The sequence below is a fragment of the Ruegeria sp. AF1 genome (assembly GCF_056542125.1).
Genome location: NZ_JBQFZG010000004.1, coordinates 56,242 through 72,775, shown reverse-complemented (window position 1 = coordinate 72,775; position 16,534 = coordinate 56,242). Strand labels below are relative to the sequence as shown.

The window sequence follows — 16,534 nt, the reverse complement described above, 5'->3', positions numbered from 1 at the left end:
TTACCCTGACGCAGAATCACTTTCCGAAAGGTTAATGAGCCTCTCCTGCCATACGCGCGGTGGCGCGGCGGACAATCATGTGCAGAAGGATCGAAAATACGCCCAGCGTCAGCATCGCCGCAAACATCAGGTCCGTCTTGGCACGGCCATTGGCCAGCAGCATCAGATATCCCAGACCTTGCGATGAACCGACCCATTCACCGATCACGGCACCGATCGGCGCATACACCGCCGCCAGCCGCATCCCCGAGGCCAGAGACGGCAACGCCGCAGGGATACGGATGTGCCACAACACAGTGCGCTTGCTGGCCTGCATCGTGCGTGCAAGGTCCAGATACCCCTGCGGTGTCCGCATCAAACCGTCAAAAAAGGACGACGTGATCGGGAAATAGATGATCAGGACCGCCATCGCGACCTTGGACAACAGGCCATAACCCAGCCACAGGGTCAGCAACGGGGCCAGTGCAAAGACCGGCAGGGCCTGCGTGAACACCAGCATTGGCTGCACCAAAACTCGTGCGACGCGGGAATTGGCCAGCTGCAATGCAGTGACAACGCCAAGCAGCGTGCCGCAGGCAAGGCCGATAATGACCTCAATGGCTGTGATCCAGGTGTGTTCGGCAATCAGCCAGCGGTTCTGCCACCAGGTCTCGGCAACCACCACGGGGCCGGGCAGGATGAACTTTGGCAATCCGGTCAGGGTCACGATCCCCTGCCAGATGGCAATGGCAAACAGGGTTGCTGCCAGAACAGAGAGGGACTTCATACCCCGCCCTCCCGCAGCAGCCGCAAAAGCGCGCCTTGTGTTTCCAGCGTCTGCAGATCGTCCACGCTGCGCGGGGCTGGAGCAACCGGCGGATCGCACGGCGTCAGCCCGTGCTGTGTCATGACGACGATGGATTGCCCCAGACGCGCGGCCTCGCCCGGATCGTGGGTTACCAGAAGGACAGTGCGGCCCCGCAGCGCCTCGGCGGCCAGATCCTGCATATCGGCACGGGTTCGGGCATCAAGGGCTGAAAAGGGTTCATCCAGCAACACAATCGGCCGGTCTTCCATCAAGGTGCGGGCCAGTGCCACGCGCTGACGCTGCCCGCCCGAAAGCTCGGGCGGTTTCTTGGTCATATGGTCCTGCAACCGCATCCGTTCGATCAGGCGGTCACGCCGGTCAACGTCAACTTTCTCGCCCCGCAGCCGCGCGCCCAGTGAGACGTTTTGCGCAACACTCGCCCAAGGCAGCAACAGGTCGTCCTGCGCCATATAAGCAACCCGGTCTGAAACCGACTGGCCATCGCTGGCGGTGATCCGGCCCGTGAATTCAGCCCCGGTTTCCAGCCCGGCAATCAGCCGCAAAACCGTGGTTTTGCCAACACCCGATCCACCCAGCAGACAGGTCCACGCCCCTGCGTCAAGCGTCAGGGTCAGCGGCGCGAACAGAGTCGCGCCATCGATCATGGCTGTGCCGCTGATGGTCAGATCGGGCGCCGGGGTCATGGGGTCAGACCCATCTGCCAGAAATTGACTTCCAACTCCGTGGCCGTGCGGAACGTCCTGCACAGACGATCCCAGCGAGGCGACGTTTGGAAATCCGCCCCAATCCGCCTTGTTAGAGCCGAATCCAGCAATTCGCCCACGGCGGTGCAGGCGCTCTGGTAGCCCTCGTCCGCGTAGGTATCGATCCAGCCACGGTAGGTCGTTGATGTTGCCTCCTCAGCCAGGCGGGTGCCTATCTCACCATATCCCATGACGCAGGGTGCAAGTGCTGCCAGAAGATCCAGCAGATCACCGCTATAGCCCGCCTCGAGAACAAAGCGGGTATAGGCCAGATTCTCGGGCCGTTCCGGCGTTGCAAACAGATCGGACTGCGAAATGCCTTCTGCTTCGCAAATACCGATATGCAGCTTCATCTCTTCGCTGATCAGGCCGTTCACGGTACGCGACGCTGCCAGCATTTCAGCATGTGTTTCCGATTTCACCACGGCCAGCGCCCAGGCGCGCGCAAAATGGATCAGGAACACGTAATCCTGACGCAGATAGTGCAGGAACGCCGGGCGTGGCAGGGTGCCGTCTTTCAGGGCTTCGACAAAAGCGTGGCGGGTGTAATCCCGCCACGGCCCCTGCGCCGCATCGCGCATCAGCGCAAAGGCTTTGCCATAATCGCTCATTGCGCGGTTACGTCGATGGCAATGTCACTGACGGGCAGGACGGTGTCGATCATGCCGCTGTCGTTCAGGAATGCCTCGAACCGGGCATAACGGCCAGCGTCAAACCCGGCGGGACGCAGGGCAAAGCGCGGCAGCGTGTCGACCCATGCGCGTGCATTCAGCTCGTCCTGCAGTTCGGGTGAAGTGGCTGAGAAGACCTCCCAGCTTTTTTCCGGGTTGTTGACGATGTACTGAGTCGCTTTTTCGGTCGCGGCCAGGAAACGGGCGATCTTGTCTTTGTCCATCGTATCGGGGTTGGCGACATAGATCAGTTCGTCATAAGACGGCACGCCTTCTTCCTCGATATAGAAACAGGTGCCGGGGCGACCTTCGATATCCATCTGGTTCAGCTCGAAGTTGCGATAGGCGCCGATCACCGCATCCACCTGACCGGTCATCAGCGAGGGTGAGAGCGAGAAATTCACGTTGATCATCTCAACATCATCCAGCGCGACGTCGTATTTGCCAAGCACGGTGCTGAGAATGGCCTCTTCCACACCGGCGACGGAAAAGCCGATTTTCTTGCCTTTGAGGTGACCGGGCGATTTGATCGGGCCGTCTTTCAGAACCAGCAGGCAGTTCAGGGGCGTCGCGACCAGCGTGCCGACCCGTTTCAGCGGCAGCCCTTCGTGGATCTGCAAATGCAGTTGCGGCTGATAGGATACCGCCAGATCCGCCTGACCGGCAGCCACCAGACGCGGCGGTGCGGATGGGTCGGCGGGGGCAACGACTTCGACCTGCAACCCCTGCTCGGCGAAATAGCCATTTTCCTGTGCCACGATGATGGGCCCGTGGTCGGGGTTGATGAACCAGTCCAGCAGGACGGTCATCTTGTCTTCGGCCCAGGCCGGCGCGGCGGCCAGAAGGGCAAGGGCTGTCATCAGCTTTTTCATATCTCACGTTTCCTTTTCTCAGGAGGCTGAGGCCGCGACGAGGACAATCTCGCCCGGCCAAATCGGTTGGATTTTCTCGGCAGCGCGCCATGCGCGCAGCCCGGTGGCACAGCAAAGGGCGAGGCGTTGCCCCTTGTTTGGGTCTATTTTTTGTATTTCTTCGGGTGAAATGCGCGTTGCATTCGGGTGAGCCGGAACCGGAGCTTCGTTCGGGTCACGCAGTTCGATAATCTGGTCTGTCTCCCTCAACTGACTGGCGGAGAGAAAGCGGAAACAGCTTGACGGTTCCGGCGCGTCATCAAAACGAAACCCGGTGCTGCGCAGGGTTCGCGCATCATATTGCACCATCTGCCCTAGGGGAGATGGGTCAAGCCGCAAGATCAGGCTCAGCGCCATCTGCGCCTGCATGGACCCGATCACACCGACAACGGGACCCAGAACACCCGCCGTGGCGCAGCTTGCGCCACTTTCCGGTGCATCGGGGAAAACGGCACGCAGAGAAGGCGCGCTGCCACAGAAGCCGCCTGCATAACCTGAAAGCCCCAGCACCGAGGCGCTGATCAGCGGCTTGCCTTGTGCCAGACAGGTATCCGACAGCATATAACTGACCGCATAGCTGTCGGCACAATCCAGGATAATATCCGCCTGCGACACCAGATCGGGTGCATTTTTCCCTGTTAGAGCCTGTTTCCTGGAAATCACGTCGATTTCGGCGTTCAACGCACGGCATCGGTCAGCGGCGCGTTCGGCCTTTGACAGCCCGCAATCTTCTTCTGAAAATAATGTCTGGCGATGCAGGTTCGACAGATCGACGATGTCACCATCGACAATTGTGATATGCCCCACCCCGGCCCCGGCCAATTGCGGCAGCAACGGCGCGGCTAGACCACCTGCGCCGACCACCAGAACACGGGCCGCAGTCAGGCGGGCCTGTCCTTCGGCCCCAACCTCGGGCAGCAGAGTCTGGCGGGCATAGCGGCTCATCTCGTGACCTCGATCCAAGCACGCACCCGCGCTTCGGGGTCGGCGTTCAGCGTGATGTCCGTGACAGCCGAGACAATGTCGGCCCCTGCTGCCAGCACCCCTGCTGCGCGCTCGACGCTCATGCCGCCAATACCGACCAGAGGAATGTCCCCAACCCGCGCCTTCCATTCTGTCACGCGGGGCAGGCCCTGCTGATGCCATTTCATCTTTTTCAGGATGGTCGGATAGACCGGGCCCAGCGCCACGTAATCAGGATCCATGGCCAGAACCCGCTCAAGCTCATCATCGTCATGAGTGGAAACACCCAGCTTTAGACCCGCTTTTCGCATGGCTTTCAGGTCCGCATCATCCAGATCCTCTTGCCCCAGATGAACCCAGTCACAACCCAGATCGATGGCCTGCTGCCAGTAATCGTTGATCACCAGAACCGCCCCGTAGTCGCGGCACAGATCACGCGAGGCGGCAATCTGATCGCGCACCACCTCAACCGGCTGATCCTTGATACGCAGCTGCACCAGTTTGACACCCAGGGGCAGCATCCGCCGCAGCCAGTCCGAGTGATCGAAGATCGGATAGAAACGGTCCAGCGTCATGACAGGAAGGCCTTTCCGACAACGGGGGTCGAAGGTTCGGCCATATCACGCGCCTCGATCGGGTCTGCCTGATGGGCCAGTTGTCCGGCATGGATTGCCTGCGCCATCGCCTTGGCCATTAGAACGGGATCACCGGCACGGGCCACAGCTGTGTTCAGCAGAACGGCATCATAGCCCAGTTCCATCGCGTGGGCCGCGTGGCTGGGCAGGCCGATCCCGGCATCCACCACCAGCGGCGTGTCAGGGAACTCGGCCCGCATCGACCGCAGGGCGTATTCGTTGTTCAGCCCACGCCCAGACCCGATAGGCGCGCCCCACGGCATCAGCACTTCGCACCCCGCGTCCAGCAGGCGTTCGCCCACGATCAGATCATCGGTGGTGTAGGGAAACACCTCAAACCCGTCTTCGGTCAGGATTCGCGCAGCCTCGACCAGCTGGAACACATCCGGCTGCAAACTGTCGGTGTGGCCAATCAGTTCCAGCTTGATCCATTTGGTGTCAAACACTTCGCGCGCCATATGGGCTGTGGTCACCGCCTCTTTCACCGTATGACAGCCAGCCGTATTTGGCATGATCAGGACACCAAGCTCGCGGATCATCTGCCAGAATGTCTGCCCTGCGCCGGATTCCCGCCGCAGCGATACCGTGGCAACCGCCGCACCGCTTTCACGAAAGGCCTGTTCCAGAATGGCGGGGCTGGGATATTGGGCGGTGCCCAGCATCAGCGGGTTCGGCAACTCGATGCCGTAGAACGTTCTCATCCTCAGCCCCCCTGCATCGGCGCGACAACTTCGATCCGGTCGCCATCGGTCAGTTTGTGCGCAATGCGCAGGCTTGACGGCACGAAATCTTCGTTCACTGCGGTGGCCACACGGCCCGAGAAGCCGCATTCCAGCAACAGATCCGACAGGGTTTCAGCGCGCACGTCCCGCGTCTCGCCGTTAAGCACGATCTTCATCGACCATCTCCGAATGTGTGTTGTCCAATGCCAGATCAGCGACACCCCGCGCCAATGCAGGGGCCAGCAGATAGCCATGGCGATACAGCCCATTGGCATAGATTGTCCGACCCAAGCGCCGGATACGCGGCAGGTTGTCCGGAAAAGCGGGGCGCAGGTCGACACCGATCTCCAGCACCTCGGCCTCGCCAAAGGCCGGGTTCACGGCATAGGCCGCGCTGAGCAGTTCCAGCATCGAGCGGGCGGTGATGCGGCTGCTGTCCTCGGATTCGATCATGGTTGCACCCAGCATGTAGACGCCGTCCCCGCGCGGAACGATGTAGAGCGGCATCCGCGGATGCAACAGCCGCACCGGGCGCGAAAGGTTCACATCGGGGCAGCGGAGAACCAGCATTTCACCCTTCACGCCGCGTAGGTCATGCAGATATTCGCGCGCGTGCAGGCCCCGGCAGTCAATGGCGTTGTCCAGTTGCGCCGGAGCCAGCTTTCGGTGGAATTCCACGCCTGCGCCTTGCAGGTGACGATGCAGATCGCGCAATGCCTGGCGAGGATCAAGGTGCGCTTCGTTTTCAAAATACAGAGCTTTGCTAAACTTGCTCAGATCAGGCTCTAATTTGATTATTTTCGCGCGATCAAACTCGCTGAACCCTTCGGTCCTGCGTGCAAACCGACGCAGGTCGGGCAGGTCACGTGCGTTGGCAACAACAAGGGTTCCACTTCTGTTTACCTGCGTTCGCTGCACCCACCATTCAATGGCTTCCTGCCCCAGCCGCAGAACCGGTTCTTCCGCATTTTCATATTCACACCACGGCGCCAGCATCCCACCGGCCCACCAGGAACACCCATGCGGGCCGGGCGGGCCGCCCGGATCAAAAACCTGCACCCTTGCGCCGCGTGACACAAGCTCACTGGCCACGGCCAGACCCGCAACGCCTGCACCTATGACCGACCAGAGCGTCACGCGGGCCAGATCCGATGGAAGTGGTGCACAGGGCCGTGCCCGGCACCAATCTTCAGCTCATCCGCCCGCGCGATGGCCCCTTGGAGATAATCATGCGCCTGCGCGACCGCATCCCTCAGCGGCAGGCCCCTGGCCAGTCCGGCGGCGATCGATGACGACAGGGTGCATCCGGTTCCGTGGGTGTTCTTCGTGTTCTGACGCGGGGCCTGAAACGCGGCCACGATACCTGAGGGGTCGACCAGCAGATCGTGGCAGACATCGCCGGACCCATGCCCGCCCTTCATCAAAACCGCACCTGCGCCCAGATCACACAGGGCCTGGCCTTGTGCGGCCATCTCGTCCGGTGATTGCGCCGGTGTCGCATCCAGCAAACACGCCGCTTCGGGCAGATTGGGTGTCAGCACAGTCGCTGCTGGCACCATCACTTCGCGCAGCGTCCGGACCGCTTCCTGCGCCAGCAAGGCATCTCCGGATTTTGCGATCATGACGGGATCAAGAATTATGGGGCCCTTGAACGTTTCCAGACCTCGAGCCACTGCGTGAATGATCTCTGGCGTGGCAAGCATACCGATCTTAATGGCCTTCACGTCCAGATCACTCAGCACCGCGTCGATTTGAGCAGCAATGACATCCAGAGGAACCCCATGCACCGCAGTGACGGCTTGCGTGTTCTGCGCTGTAATGGCGGTAATGACGCTTGCGCCGAATACACCCAACGCGGACATCGCTTTCAGATCGGCCTGAATCCCGGCGCCTCCGCCACTGTCAGACCCAGCAATGGTCAGGGCAATTGCCGCCATTTCGTCGCTCCATCTTTTTTGGGCAACGAGGTAAGGAAAACGTCTGTGTTCATAAGACCGTTCCCTACGCCGGAATTGCCCGGATCAGGTTCGATGGGTTAGCGCGGCTGCGCCTCTCAGCCCTGATACGGGCACCCCAACGGTTGTCGTGGACAATTTCAGGGTCGACGGTCGGAATCAAGACCCAATTTGGCAAATGCATTGCCACTTTTGGTCATCTGATAAGGCCAATTGAGTGTCTTTAGGGAGTGTTTTGCGAGGCTCTGCCTCGCGCTCCGGGATATTTAGAGCCAGATGAATAACGGATCCCTGCTTCATCTGGCTGGAAATATCCCGGGGGAGGCGCCCGGAACGGGCGGCGGGGGCAGAGCCCCCGGGTAACCCTGGTTGTCAGCTTTTCATACCGTCCCAGAAGGATTTGACGGATGAGAAAAAGCTTTTTGATTCCGGGTGGTTGTCTTCGCCCAGGTCATCAAACTCGCGCAGAAGTTCTTTCTGGCGGGTGGTCAAGTTGACCGGGGTTTCAACCGCCAGTTCGATGAACATGTCGCCAACACCGCCGCCGCGCAATGCGGGCATGCCTTTGCCGCGAAGACGCATTTGCCGACCCGACTGGCTGCCAGCCGGGATCTGCACCCGCCCACGCCCGCCATCGATTGTCGGAACCTCGATCGATCCGCCCAGCGCGGCCTTGGCCATGCTGACCGGTACACGGCAATAAAGGTTTACGCTGTCGCGTTCGAACAACTTGTGATCAGACACTTCCACAAAGATGTAGAGGTCGCCCGGAGGGCCACCACGCATTCCGGCCTCGCCTTCACCCGCCAGTCGAATACGGGTGCCGGTTTCGACACCGGCAGGGATGTTGACCGACAAAGCGCGATCTTTTTCGACGCGGCCTGCACCCTTACAGGATTTGCATGGGTTCTTGATGATCTGACCCAGACCCGAACAGGTGGGGCAAGTTCGTTCGACCGTAAAGAAGCCCTGTTGCGCCCGCACCTTACCCATACCGGAACAGGTGGGGCAGGTTGTCGGCTCGACCCCGCCTTCTGCACCGGTTCCTTCGCAGGAGGAACAAGCCACGGCTGTAGGTACATTGATGGTTTTCTGCTGGCCCGAGAACGCCTCTTCCAGCGATACGCGCAGGTTATAGCGCAGGTCAGAGCCGCGCGCGGCGCGTCGGCCGCCACCACCACGTTGCCCGCCCATGAAATCGCCGAACAAATCGTCGAATACATCCGAGAACGCGCTGGAGAAATCGCCCTGCCCAAAGCCGCCGCCAGGCCGACCACCGCCGCCCATGCCGTTTTCAAATGCGGCATGGCCAAAGCGATCATAGGCCGCCTTTTTATCGGCATCGCGCAGCACGTCATAAGCCTCGTTGGCTTCCTTGAACTGCGCCTCGGCATCCGGGTTGTCCTTGTTGCGGTCCGGATGCAACTCTTTGGCTTTCGTGCGAAAACCTTTCTTGATCTCATCCGCCGAAGCGCCCTTGGACACACCGAGCACTTCGTAATAGTCGCGTTTTGACATCAGTATTTCCTTCTGCCTCAACGTAAATAGGCCGGCCCGGCATCCGGACCGGCCCACATTGGCCCGGTTACCCGTTAGTTACGCTTTTCGTCGTCCAGATCTTCAAACTCGGCATCGACGATATCGTCATCACCATGTGCGGCATCCGCTGCGACAGGCTCGTCCTCGGCCTCTTCGGACTGCGCCTTGTAGATGGCCTCACCCAGCTTCATCGCTGCTTCGGTGACATTCTGGATGCCAGACTTGATCTTGTCGGCATTGTTGGTTTCCAGCTCGTCCTTGAGTGCGGCGATGGCCAGTTCGATGGCTTCGATCGTGGTCGGGTCGACTTTATCGGCATGCTCTTCCATCGACTTTTCGGTCGAGTGGATGAGACTTTCCGCCTGGTTCTTGGCGTCGACTAGCTCGCGGCGTTCCTTGTCGGCTTCCGCGTTCTCTTCGGCGTCCTTTACCATCTTTTCGATGTCTTCGTCGGACAGACCGCCCGATGCCTGGATGGTGATCTTCTGTTCTTTGCCGGTGCCTTTGTCCTTGGCCGAAACCGAGACAATGCCGTTGGCGTCGATGTCGAAGGTCACCTCGATCTGGGGCATGCCGCGCGGTGCGGGCGGGATGTCTTCGAGGTTGAACTGACCCAGGATCTTGTTGTCCGCAGCCATTTCACGTTCGCCCTGGAACACGCGGATGGTCACGGCGTTCTGGTTGTCCTCGGCAGTCGAGAAGACCTGAGACTTTTTCGTCGGGATCGTGGTGTTGCGGTCGATCAGGCGAGTGAACACGCCACCCAGCGTCTCGATGCCCAGCGACAGCGGGGTCACGTCCAGCAGAACCACGTCCTTGACGTCGCCCTGAAGAACACCGGCCTGAATGGCGGCGCCCATGGCAACCACTTCGTCCGGGTTCACACCCTTGTGCGGCTCTTTGCCGAAGAACTTGGTGACTTCTTCGATCACTTTCGGCATCCGGGTCATACCACCGACCAGAACAACTTCGTCCACGTCAGCAGCCGACAGACCGGCGTCTTTCAGAGCAGCCTGGCACGGTTTCATCGACTTCTTGATCAGGTCGCCGACCAGAGATTCCAGCTTGGCACGGGTCAGTTTCATGACCATGTGCAGCGGCTGACCGTTCGAACCCATCGAGATGAACGGCTGGTTGATTTCGGTCTGCGAGGTCGAGCTGAGTTCGATCTTGGCTTTTTCCGCGGCTTCTTTCAGACGCTGAAGGGCCATCTTGTCAGCAGACAGATCGACACCGTGTTCCTTTTTGAACTCATCCGCCAGGTAGTTGACGATGCGCATGTCAAAGTCTTCACCACCCAGGAAAGTGTCACCGTTGGTCGATTTGACTTCGAACAGGCCGTCGTCGATTTCCAGAATGGTCACGTCGAAGGTACCGCCACCAAGGTCATAAACCGCGATGGTTTGGGTTTCCTGCTTGTCCAGACCGTAGGCCAGCGCGGCAGCTGTCGGTTCGTTGATGATCCGCAGCACTTCCAGACCGGCGATTTTACCGGCGTCTTTGGTGGCCTGACGCTGTGCGTCGTTGAAGTATGCCGGAACGGTGATGACCGCCTGCGTGACTTCCTCACCCAGATAGCTTTCCGCGGTTTCCTTCATCTTACCCAGAGTGAAGGCCGAAATCTGGCTTGGGGAGTATTTTTCACCGCGGGCCTGAACCCATGCGTCGCCATTGCCACCATCAACGATGGTATAAGGCACCATTTTCTTGTCTTTTTCGACTTCGGCATCATCCACACGACGACCGATCAGACGCTTGACGCCAAAGATCGTGTTGTCGGGGTTGGTGACCGCCTGACGCTTTGCAGGCTGACCGACCAGTCGCTCATCTTCAGTGAAGGCGACGATCGAGGGCGTGGTCCGCGCCCCTTCGGCGTTTTCGATAACCTTCGGCTGCGAACCGTCCATGATGGCCACGCACGAGTTTGTGGTCCCGAGGTCAATCCCGATTACTTTTCCCATTTTTGCAATCCCTTTCTCTTCAAGGCGATGTCTCGACGACAGGACCCGTTACGGCATCCCGCCCCCGATCTGATGTGCGCGACAGCACTACCATCGCGCGTCCCGGCGTATATAAGGGCGAGACCTGAGGCCTGCAAGCACCGTAGAACGCAGGTTTTAGGGATTCTGATGCCTTTTTTGGCAAGGAATTGGAAAGGATTGGGGTTTCCGGAATGGCGCGATTGGTTTTGCGGGGGTTCGATATCAGGAAAGGTTATCTTGATCCTGCGGCCCAGTCGCGGGTGATCGCGGATTTGCGCCCGATTCTGAAAGCTGCGCCCCTGTTCCGGCCTGTTACCCCCTCGGGCAAGGAGATGTCGGTTCGGATGACCTCGGCCGGCGATCTGGGTTGGGTGACCGACAAGGCCGGGTACCGGTATCAGGATCAGCACCCCAAAGGTGGTGACTGGCCGGAAATCCCCGCCGCCATTCTGGATATCTGGCGCGATCTGGTCAGCACCGAGCGAGCGCCCGATTGCTGTTTGATCAACTACTACGGGGAAGGCGCAAAAATGGGCCTGCACCAGGACAAGGACGAGGCAGATTTTTCATGGCCCGTCCTGTCGGTTTCGCTGGGCGACGATGCCTTGTTTCGGATTGGCAGCACGACGCGCGGCGGCAAGACCGAGTCGATCTGGCTGAGCTCGGGGGATGTGGTCGTCATGGGCGGTCCGGCGCGGCTGGCATATCACGGCGTGGATCGGATCAGGTTCGGATCCTCGCGCCTGTTGCCCAAAGGCGGGCGCATAAATCTTACGCTGCGGGTGGCGCGTTAGCGGCGTGCATTCCAGCTTTTTGAGACGTGCTGACGGGTAAAGAATTCACCCATAAGGCCGATCATCAACAGGGCGATTCCAACCCAGGCCGCGTATTCCCAGCTGGTGTTTCTTGGATAATAGTTGCGGAACACGAACCCGCGGGTCTGGTCGATGATATGAAACAGCGGGTTCCAGGCAAACATCATCAACAGCCCGCCACCCAATGCGTTCGCAATGAACATCTTACCGGAAAACACCATGTTCAGACGGCGATATATATTGGTTAGCATCGAAACGGTCGTCGGGGCCCACGGTTTCAACGCCATAAACACAAGCCCCACCGCGCAGCCGGTAAACCAGGCCAGCACCAGCATTGCGAAGGCGCCGCCGGGGTTCTGCACCTCAAGCGGAGCAACCGCGACACTGTAGACGAACAGGATGATGAACATGGCCAGCAGGAACTTATAGAAAGTGCTGAAGGCCGCCGCGAGAATCGTGACCATCACGTTCATCGGCGAATGCAGCATCATCGGGTTATTGGAGGATCCAACCCCGGAAATCGCGCCGATCGATTGTATGTGCAACATGAACGGGAACACACCCGACAGGACATACAGCAGAAATTCGCCCCTGATCCTGGCGACCCCGCCCCGGCCCATCAGCGACATCAGTAGATAGAAGGTGACCATCATCACCAGCAATTGCACAACGTTGAGCATAATCGCGATCACCGCATTCGGATGCTGCGCGCGCACGTTCCGGACCACCGCGTGGAACACCAGTTCCGCAGTCGTCAGTGCACCGCCCAGCAGCGTTTGATTGCGCTTGTAATAGAACACTTAAAGGGTCTTTCCTGCCTCGTCGTCCCTAACCTGGCATGAATATCTTGCCGTTCGGTAACCGTCGCATCATAAGTCGGTCACGAGTTTGGATCAACAAACCACAGGAACGGAGCATTTTTGTGACCTACGACGCGCTTATTCCCGTCATCCGGCGTCTGGCCCTTGAGGCCGGCGACAAGATCATGGAAATCTATGAGGCAGACGATTTCGACGTCAAAGTCAAATCAGACTCCAGCCCTGTGACCGAAGCGGATGAGGCAGCCGATGCGCTGATTTCAGCCGGGTTGCGTCAGGCATTCCCCGATATCCTGCTGATCACCGAAGAACAGGCCGCCTCGCATTCCGAAAAAGGGGATACCTTTCTGATTGTCGATCCGCTGGATGGCACCAAGGAATTCATCAACCGCCGTGGCGATTTCACCGTCAACATCGCGCTGGTCGAGAACGGAACGCCGACACGGGGTGTGGTTTACGCCCCGGCGCGGGGCCGCATGTTCTACACGCAGGCCGATGGTCAGGCGGTCGAGGAAACAGGCGCGTTTGACAAGGATGCGCCCGGCACCCTGACGCCAATATCAGTCTCTAACCCGGACAATTCCGCGCTTTTGGTCGTGGCTTCAAAGTCGCACCGGGATCAGGCCACCGAGGATTACATCAACAAGTATCAGGTCAAGGACAGCAAAAGCGCGGGATCGTCGCTCAAGTTCTGTCTGGTTGCGACAGGCGAGGCGGATCTTTATCCGCGGGTCGGGCGCACGATGGAATGGGACACGGCGGCAGGGCACGCGGTACTGGCCGGGGCCGGAGGCCGGGTTGTGCGGTTTGACGATCACTCGCCGCTTCTCTATGGCAAAGAGGGCTATGCGAACCCGTTTTTTATCGCGTACGCTCCGGGTGTTAAGCTGAAGGAGGCCTGATGTCAGTTCTGATCGCCATCCCCGCCCGCTATGCCTCGACCCGCTATCCGGGCAAGCCATTGGTGCCGCTGACCGGCGCGACCGGCGTTTCGATGACACTGATCGAACGGTCCTGGCGAGCAGCCACTTCTGTCGCGGGCGTGGACCGGGTTGTGGTCGCAACCGATGACGACCGCATCCGCGAGCTGTCCGAAGGCTTTGGCGCCGAGGTGGTGATGACCTCGGAAAATTGCCAGAACGGCACCGAACGCTGCGCCGAGGCGTACAAGGTTCTGGGCAGCGGCTATGACATCGTGGTCAACCTTCAGGGCGATGCACCCCTGACACCGCATTGGTTTGTCGAGGATCTGATCGCAGGGCTGCGCGCGGCACCCGACGCTGGCGTGGCCACACCGGTCTTGCGCTGCGACGGGGACGCCTTGAACAGCCTTCTGAACGACCGCAAACATGGCCGCGTTGGCGGAACAACCGCCGTGTTCGGGCGCGATAACTGCGCGATGTATTTCTCGAAAGAGGTCGTGCCTTTCACCTCGGAGACCTATGGCGGGGATGAACCCACACCGGTGTTTCACCATGTTGGCGTCTATGCCTATCGACCTGATGCGTTGGCGGCCTATCCGGGCTGGCCAACGGGCCCTCTGGAAAAACTGGAAGGTCTTGAACAGCTTAGGTTCATGGAAAATGGCCGCAAGGTTCTGTGCGTCGAGGTTGACGCCAAGGGCCGTCAGTTCTGGGAGCTGAACAACCCGCAGGACGTACCCAAGATCGAAGAGATGATGGCGGCGATGGGGCTGGAATAGCTGGTTTTGCCATGACGCCCCGAGGTTTCCATATCTTGATGACAGGCAATCTGGTTCCAAAGGACGCTTCATGAAACCAATCCTCGTGACCGGTGGTGCCGGATATATCGGGTCGCATGCCTGCAAGGCGCTTGCGCAGGCGGGCTATGTTCCCGTGGCCTATGACAATCTGGTCACCGGCTGGCAGGATGCGGTGAAATACGGTCCGTTTGAACAGGGCGACCTGTTGGACCGGGCACGTCTGGACGAGATATTTGCCAAACACAAGCCGGTTGCGGTGATGCATTTTGCGGCGCTCAGCCAGGTGGGCGACGCGATGCGGCAGCCAGGGTTGTACTGGTCGAACAATGTCACCGGATCGTTGACGCTGATCGAGGCTGCGGTTGCGGCGGGCTGTCTGGATTTCGTGTTCTCGTCCACATGCGCCACCTATGGCGAGCATGACAATGTGGTGCTTGACGAGACCACCGCCCAACACCCGCTAAATGCCTATGGTGCATCGAAGCGCGCAATCGAGGATATCCTGAGGGACTTCGAAGCGGCCCATGGGCTGCGCCATGTCATTTTCCGGTATTTCAACGTTGCTGGCGCCGATCCCGAGGGCGAAGTGGGCGAGTTTCACCGGCCTGAAACCCATCTGATCCCCCTGATGCTGGATGCGATTGAAGGCAAGCGCGAGGGTTTGACCGTTTTTGGCACCGATTACGATACGCCCGACGGCACATGTATCCGCGATTATGTCCATGTCTGTGATCTGGTCGACGCGCATGTTCTGGGGCTGGGTTGGCTGGAGCAGGGTAAAGAAAGCCGTGTTTTCAATCTGGGCACCGGCTCGGGGTTTTCCGTGCTTGAGGTGATCGAGCATTCCAAGTCCGTCACCAACCGCCCGGTGCCGTATTCGGTCGGTGCCCGTCGGGCGGGCGATTGCACCAAGCTGGTTTCCGGCTCTGTCCGCGCCCAAACCGAACTGGGATGGAAGCCGAAAAGGTCAACGTTAGAGACGATGATTGCGGATGCCTGGCGCTGGCATCAGAACGGCCACTACGAGAAATGAGGCCCCGGTGACGTCCAATACGGTTCAGACACTCCCTGATATCGGTTGGCGACAGGAATACCGGTTGCGCTGGAAACGGCGACGCCTTCTTTGGCGCTCGATGCGCAGCCGACATCAACTGACCTGCCTGAAAGATCAGACAAGCAGGATACGGGGCAACGACATTCTGGCCTTTACCACCTTGCGGAATGAAATCACCCGCCTGCCCTGGTTCTTCCGTCACTATCGCCAGCTGGGCGTGAACCATTTTCTGATCGTCGACAACGGCAGCGATGACGGCTCGGCTGAATACCTGCAAGGGCAACCGGATGTTTCCCTTTGGCAGACCCGGTCCAGCTATCGCGGATCACGCTTTGGGCTGGACTGGCTGAGCTGGCTACAGATGCGATACGGCCATGGCCACTGGTGCCTGATGGTCGACGCGGATGAGCTGCTGGTTTATGCCCGGCACGACCGCCAATCTCTGCATGAGCTCACAGAATGGCTGGACCGGCAGGGGCGGGCCGGGTTTGGCGCTTTGATGCTGGATCTGTATCCAAAGGGGCCGTTGGGCGACCAAACCTATGACCCGGAAACGGATCCGATCAAGGTGCTGAACTGGTTTGACGCAGGCCCGTATCGTGCGCAGCGGCAAAGCCCGATGGGAAACCTGTGGGTTCAGGGCGGCGCACGCGAGCGGGTGTTTTTTGCCCAAGCGCAGCAGCGATCCCCGACGCTGAACAAGATCCCGCTCATGCGGTGGTCGCGGCGCTATGCCTATGTAAACTCGTGCCATTCCGCCCTGCCCCGTCGTCTGAACGCAGAGTATGACGGGCCGGGCGGCGACACCCCGTCCGGCGTGCTGCTGCACACGAAATTTCTACCGGACATTATTGAAAAATCCAAAACTGAAATGCTGCGCCGCCAGCATTTTCATGACCCGAACCAGTTCGGCGCGTATTACGATCAGATACTCAATCAACCAGACATGTGGACCCCGCAATCGGTGCGCTATACCGGCTGGTCGCAGTTGCTGGAAATGGGGCTGATGCGCGACGGCGGCTGGCGTTGAAAACAAATCGAGGGGGATCAACGGCACCTTTACCATTTCCGGGGTTTAAAAAAGTTGCCTCAGAAGAGGTAGAAGTGGCATAAACCCACAATGTCCTGTCGCACCAGCGGTCACGGCAGGTTCGGGGAAAGCTCGCGTCATAATAAAGGTTGGGCAGTCGCGTGA

At 59.5% G+C, this 16,534-nt stretch carries 18 protein-coding genes and 1 riboswitch; of the genes, 5 read left to right on the top strand and 13 right to left on the bottom strand.

Annotated features, from left to right (window positions below; genetic code table 11):
* Nucleotides 1-31: 31 nt before the first annotated feature.
* The 12 genes from ACR0BK_RS08565 to dnaK form a co-directional block, all read right to left on the bottom strand.
* Nucleotides 32-766, bottom strand: coding sequence for an ABC transporter permease (locus ACR0BK_RS08565; protein ID WP_480518168.1), 735 nt, complete (start codon nt 764-766; stop codon nt 32-34).
* Nucleotides 763-1,491: an ABC transporter ATP-binding protein gene (locus ACR0BK_RS08560; protein WP_480554331.1), complete on the bottom strand. Its 729-nt coding sequence runs from the start codon at nt 1,489-1,491 to the stop codon at nt 763-765. Before ACR0BK_RS08560 ends, ACR0BK_RS08565 begins: the two co-directional genes overlap by 4 nt.
* A complete protein-coding gene (gene tenA / locus ACR0BK_RS08555) occupies nt 1,488-2,162 on the bottom strand; it encodes a thiaminase II (protein ID WP_480518170.1) in 675 nt (224 codons plus the stop codon). The genes ACR0BK_RS08560 and tenA overlap by 4 nt, the downstream gene beginning before the upstream one ends.
* Entirely contained in the window at nt 2,159-3,094 is a 936-nt protein-coding gene (locus ACR0BK_RS08550; RefSeq protein WP_480554330.1) for an ABC transporter substrate-binding protein, read from the bottom strand. Before ACR0BK_RS08550 ends, tenA begins: the two co-directional genes overlap by 4 nt.
* Nucleotides 3,095-3,112: 18 nt before the next feature.
* Nucleotides 3,113-4,078 carry a HesA/MoeB/ThiF family protein gene (locus ACR0BK_RS08545; protein WP_480554329.1) on the bottom strand — a complete coding sequence of 322 codons (966 nt, stop codon included), beginning with the start codon at nt 4,076-4,078 and terminating at the stop codon, nt 3,113-3,115.
* Nucleotides 4,075-4,671, bottom strand: a complete 597-nt coding sequence (locus ACR0BK_RS08540; RefSeq protein WP_480554328.1) for a thiamine phosphate synthase — start codon at nt 4,669-4,671, stop codon at nt 4,075-4,077. Before ACR0BK_RS08540 ends, ACR0BK_RS08545 begins: the two co-directional genes overlap by 4 nt.
* Nucleotides 4,668-5,432, bottom strand: coding sequence for a thiazole synthase (locus ACR0BK_RS08535; RefSeq protein ID WP_480554327.1), 765 nt, complete (start codon nt 5,430-5,432; stop codon nt 4,668-4,670). Before ACR0BK_RS08535 ends, ACR0BK_RS08540 begins: the two co-directional genes overlap by 4 nt.
* Before the next feature lie 2 nt (nt 5,433-5,434).
* Nucleotides 5,435-5,629, bottom strand: a complete 195-nt coding sequence (gene thiS / locus ACR0BK_RS08530) for a sulfur carrier protein ThiS (protein WP_480474356.1) — start codon at nt 5,627-5,629, stop codon at nt 5,435-5,437.
* Complete coding sequence (thiO, locus tag ACR0BK_RS08525; protein ID WP_480554326.1) at nt 5,613-6,590, bottom strand: glycine oxidase ThiO; 978 nt, start codon at nt 6,588-6,590, stop codon at nt 5,613-5,615. Before thiO ends, thiS begins: the two co-directional genes overlap by 17 nt.
* Nucleotides 6,587-7,390: a bifunctional hydroxymethylpyrimidine kinase/phosphomethylpyrimidine kinase gene (gene thiD, locus ACR0BK_RS08520; RefSeq protein ID WP_480518182.1), complete on the bottom strand. Its 804-nt coding sequence runs from the start codon at nt 7,388-7,390 to the stop codon at nt 6,587-6,589. Before thiD ends, thiO begins: the two co-directional genes overlap by 4 nt.
* A gap of 44 nt (nt 7,391-7,434) precedes the next feature.
* Nucleotides 7,435-7,539, bottom strand: a riboswitch (TPP riboswitch).
* A gap of 241 nt (nt 7,540-7,780) precedes the next feature.
* A complete protein-coding gene (dnaJ, locus tag ACR0BK_RS08515; protein WP_480474359.1) occupies nt 7,781-8,926 on the bottom strand; it encodes a molecular chaperone DnaJ in 1,146 nt (381 codons plus the stop codon).
* 74 nt (nt 8,927-9,000) lie between these two features.
* Nucleotides 9,001-10,908, bottom strand: coding sequence for a molecular chaperone DnaK (dnaK, locus tag ACR0BK_RS08510; protein WP_480474360.1), 1,908 nt, complete (start codon nt 10,906-10,908; stop codon nt 9,001-9,003).
* Between the two features lie 212 nt (nt 10,909-11,120).
* On the opposite strand from dnaK, the gene ACR0BK_RS08505 reads away from it, so the two are divergent.
* Nucleotides 11,121-11,723: an alpha-ketoglutarate-dependent dioxygenase AlkB family protein gene (locus ACR0BK_RS08505; RefSeq protein WP_480554325.1), complete on the top strand. Its 603-nt coding sequence runs from the start codon at nt 11,121-11,123 to the stop codon at nt 11,721-11,723.
* Here the strand turns inward: ACR0BK_RS08505 and ACR0BK_RS08500 are convergent.
* Nucleotides 11,720-12,544, bottom strand: a complete 825-nt coding sequence (locus tag ACR0BK_RS08500; protein ID WP_480482477.1) for an ABC transporter permease — start codon at nt 12,542-12,544, stop codon at nt 11,720-11,722. The genes ACR0BK_RS08505 and ACR0BK_RS08500 overlap by 4 nt on opposite strands.
* Nucleotides 12,545-12,666: 122 nt before the next feature.
* On the opposite strand from ACR0BK_RS08500, the gene cysQ reads away from it, so the two are divergent.
* The 4 genes from cysQ (at nt 12,667) to ACR0BK_RS08480 (ending at nt 16,369) form a co-directional block, all read left to right on the top strand.
* Entirely contained in the window at nt 12,667-13,464 is a 798-nt protein-coding gene (gene cysQ / locus ACR0BK_RS08495; protein ID WP_480554324.1) for a 3'(2'),5'-bisphosphate nucleotidase CysQ, read from the top strand.
* On the top strand, nt 13,464-14,264 hold the full coding sequence (locus ACR0BK_RS08490) for a 3-deoxy-manno-octulosonate cytidylyltransferase (RefSeq protein ID WP_480554323.1): 801 nt from the start codon (nt 13,464-13,466) through the stop codon (nt 14,262-14,264). The genes cysQ and ACR0BK_RS08490 overlap by 1 nt, the downstream gene beginning before the upstream one ends.
* Nucleotides 14,265-14,334: 70 nt before the next feature.
* On the top strand, nt 14,335-15,318 hold the full coding sequence (galE, locus tag ACR0BK_RS08485) for a UDP-glucose 4-epimerase GalE (protein ID WP_480554322.1): 984 nt from the start codon (nt 14,335-14,337) through the stop codon (nt 15,316-15,318).
* Nucleotides 15,319-15,325: 7 nt separating this feature from the next.
* Nucleotides 15,326-16,369, top strand: a complete 1,044-nt coding sequence (locus ACR0BK_RS08480) for a glycosyltransferase family 2 protein (protein ID WP_480554321.1) — start codon at nt 15,326-15,328, stop codon at nt 16,367-16,369.
* Nucleotides 16,370-16,534 lie beyond the last annotated feature (165 nt).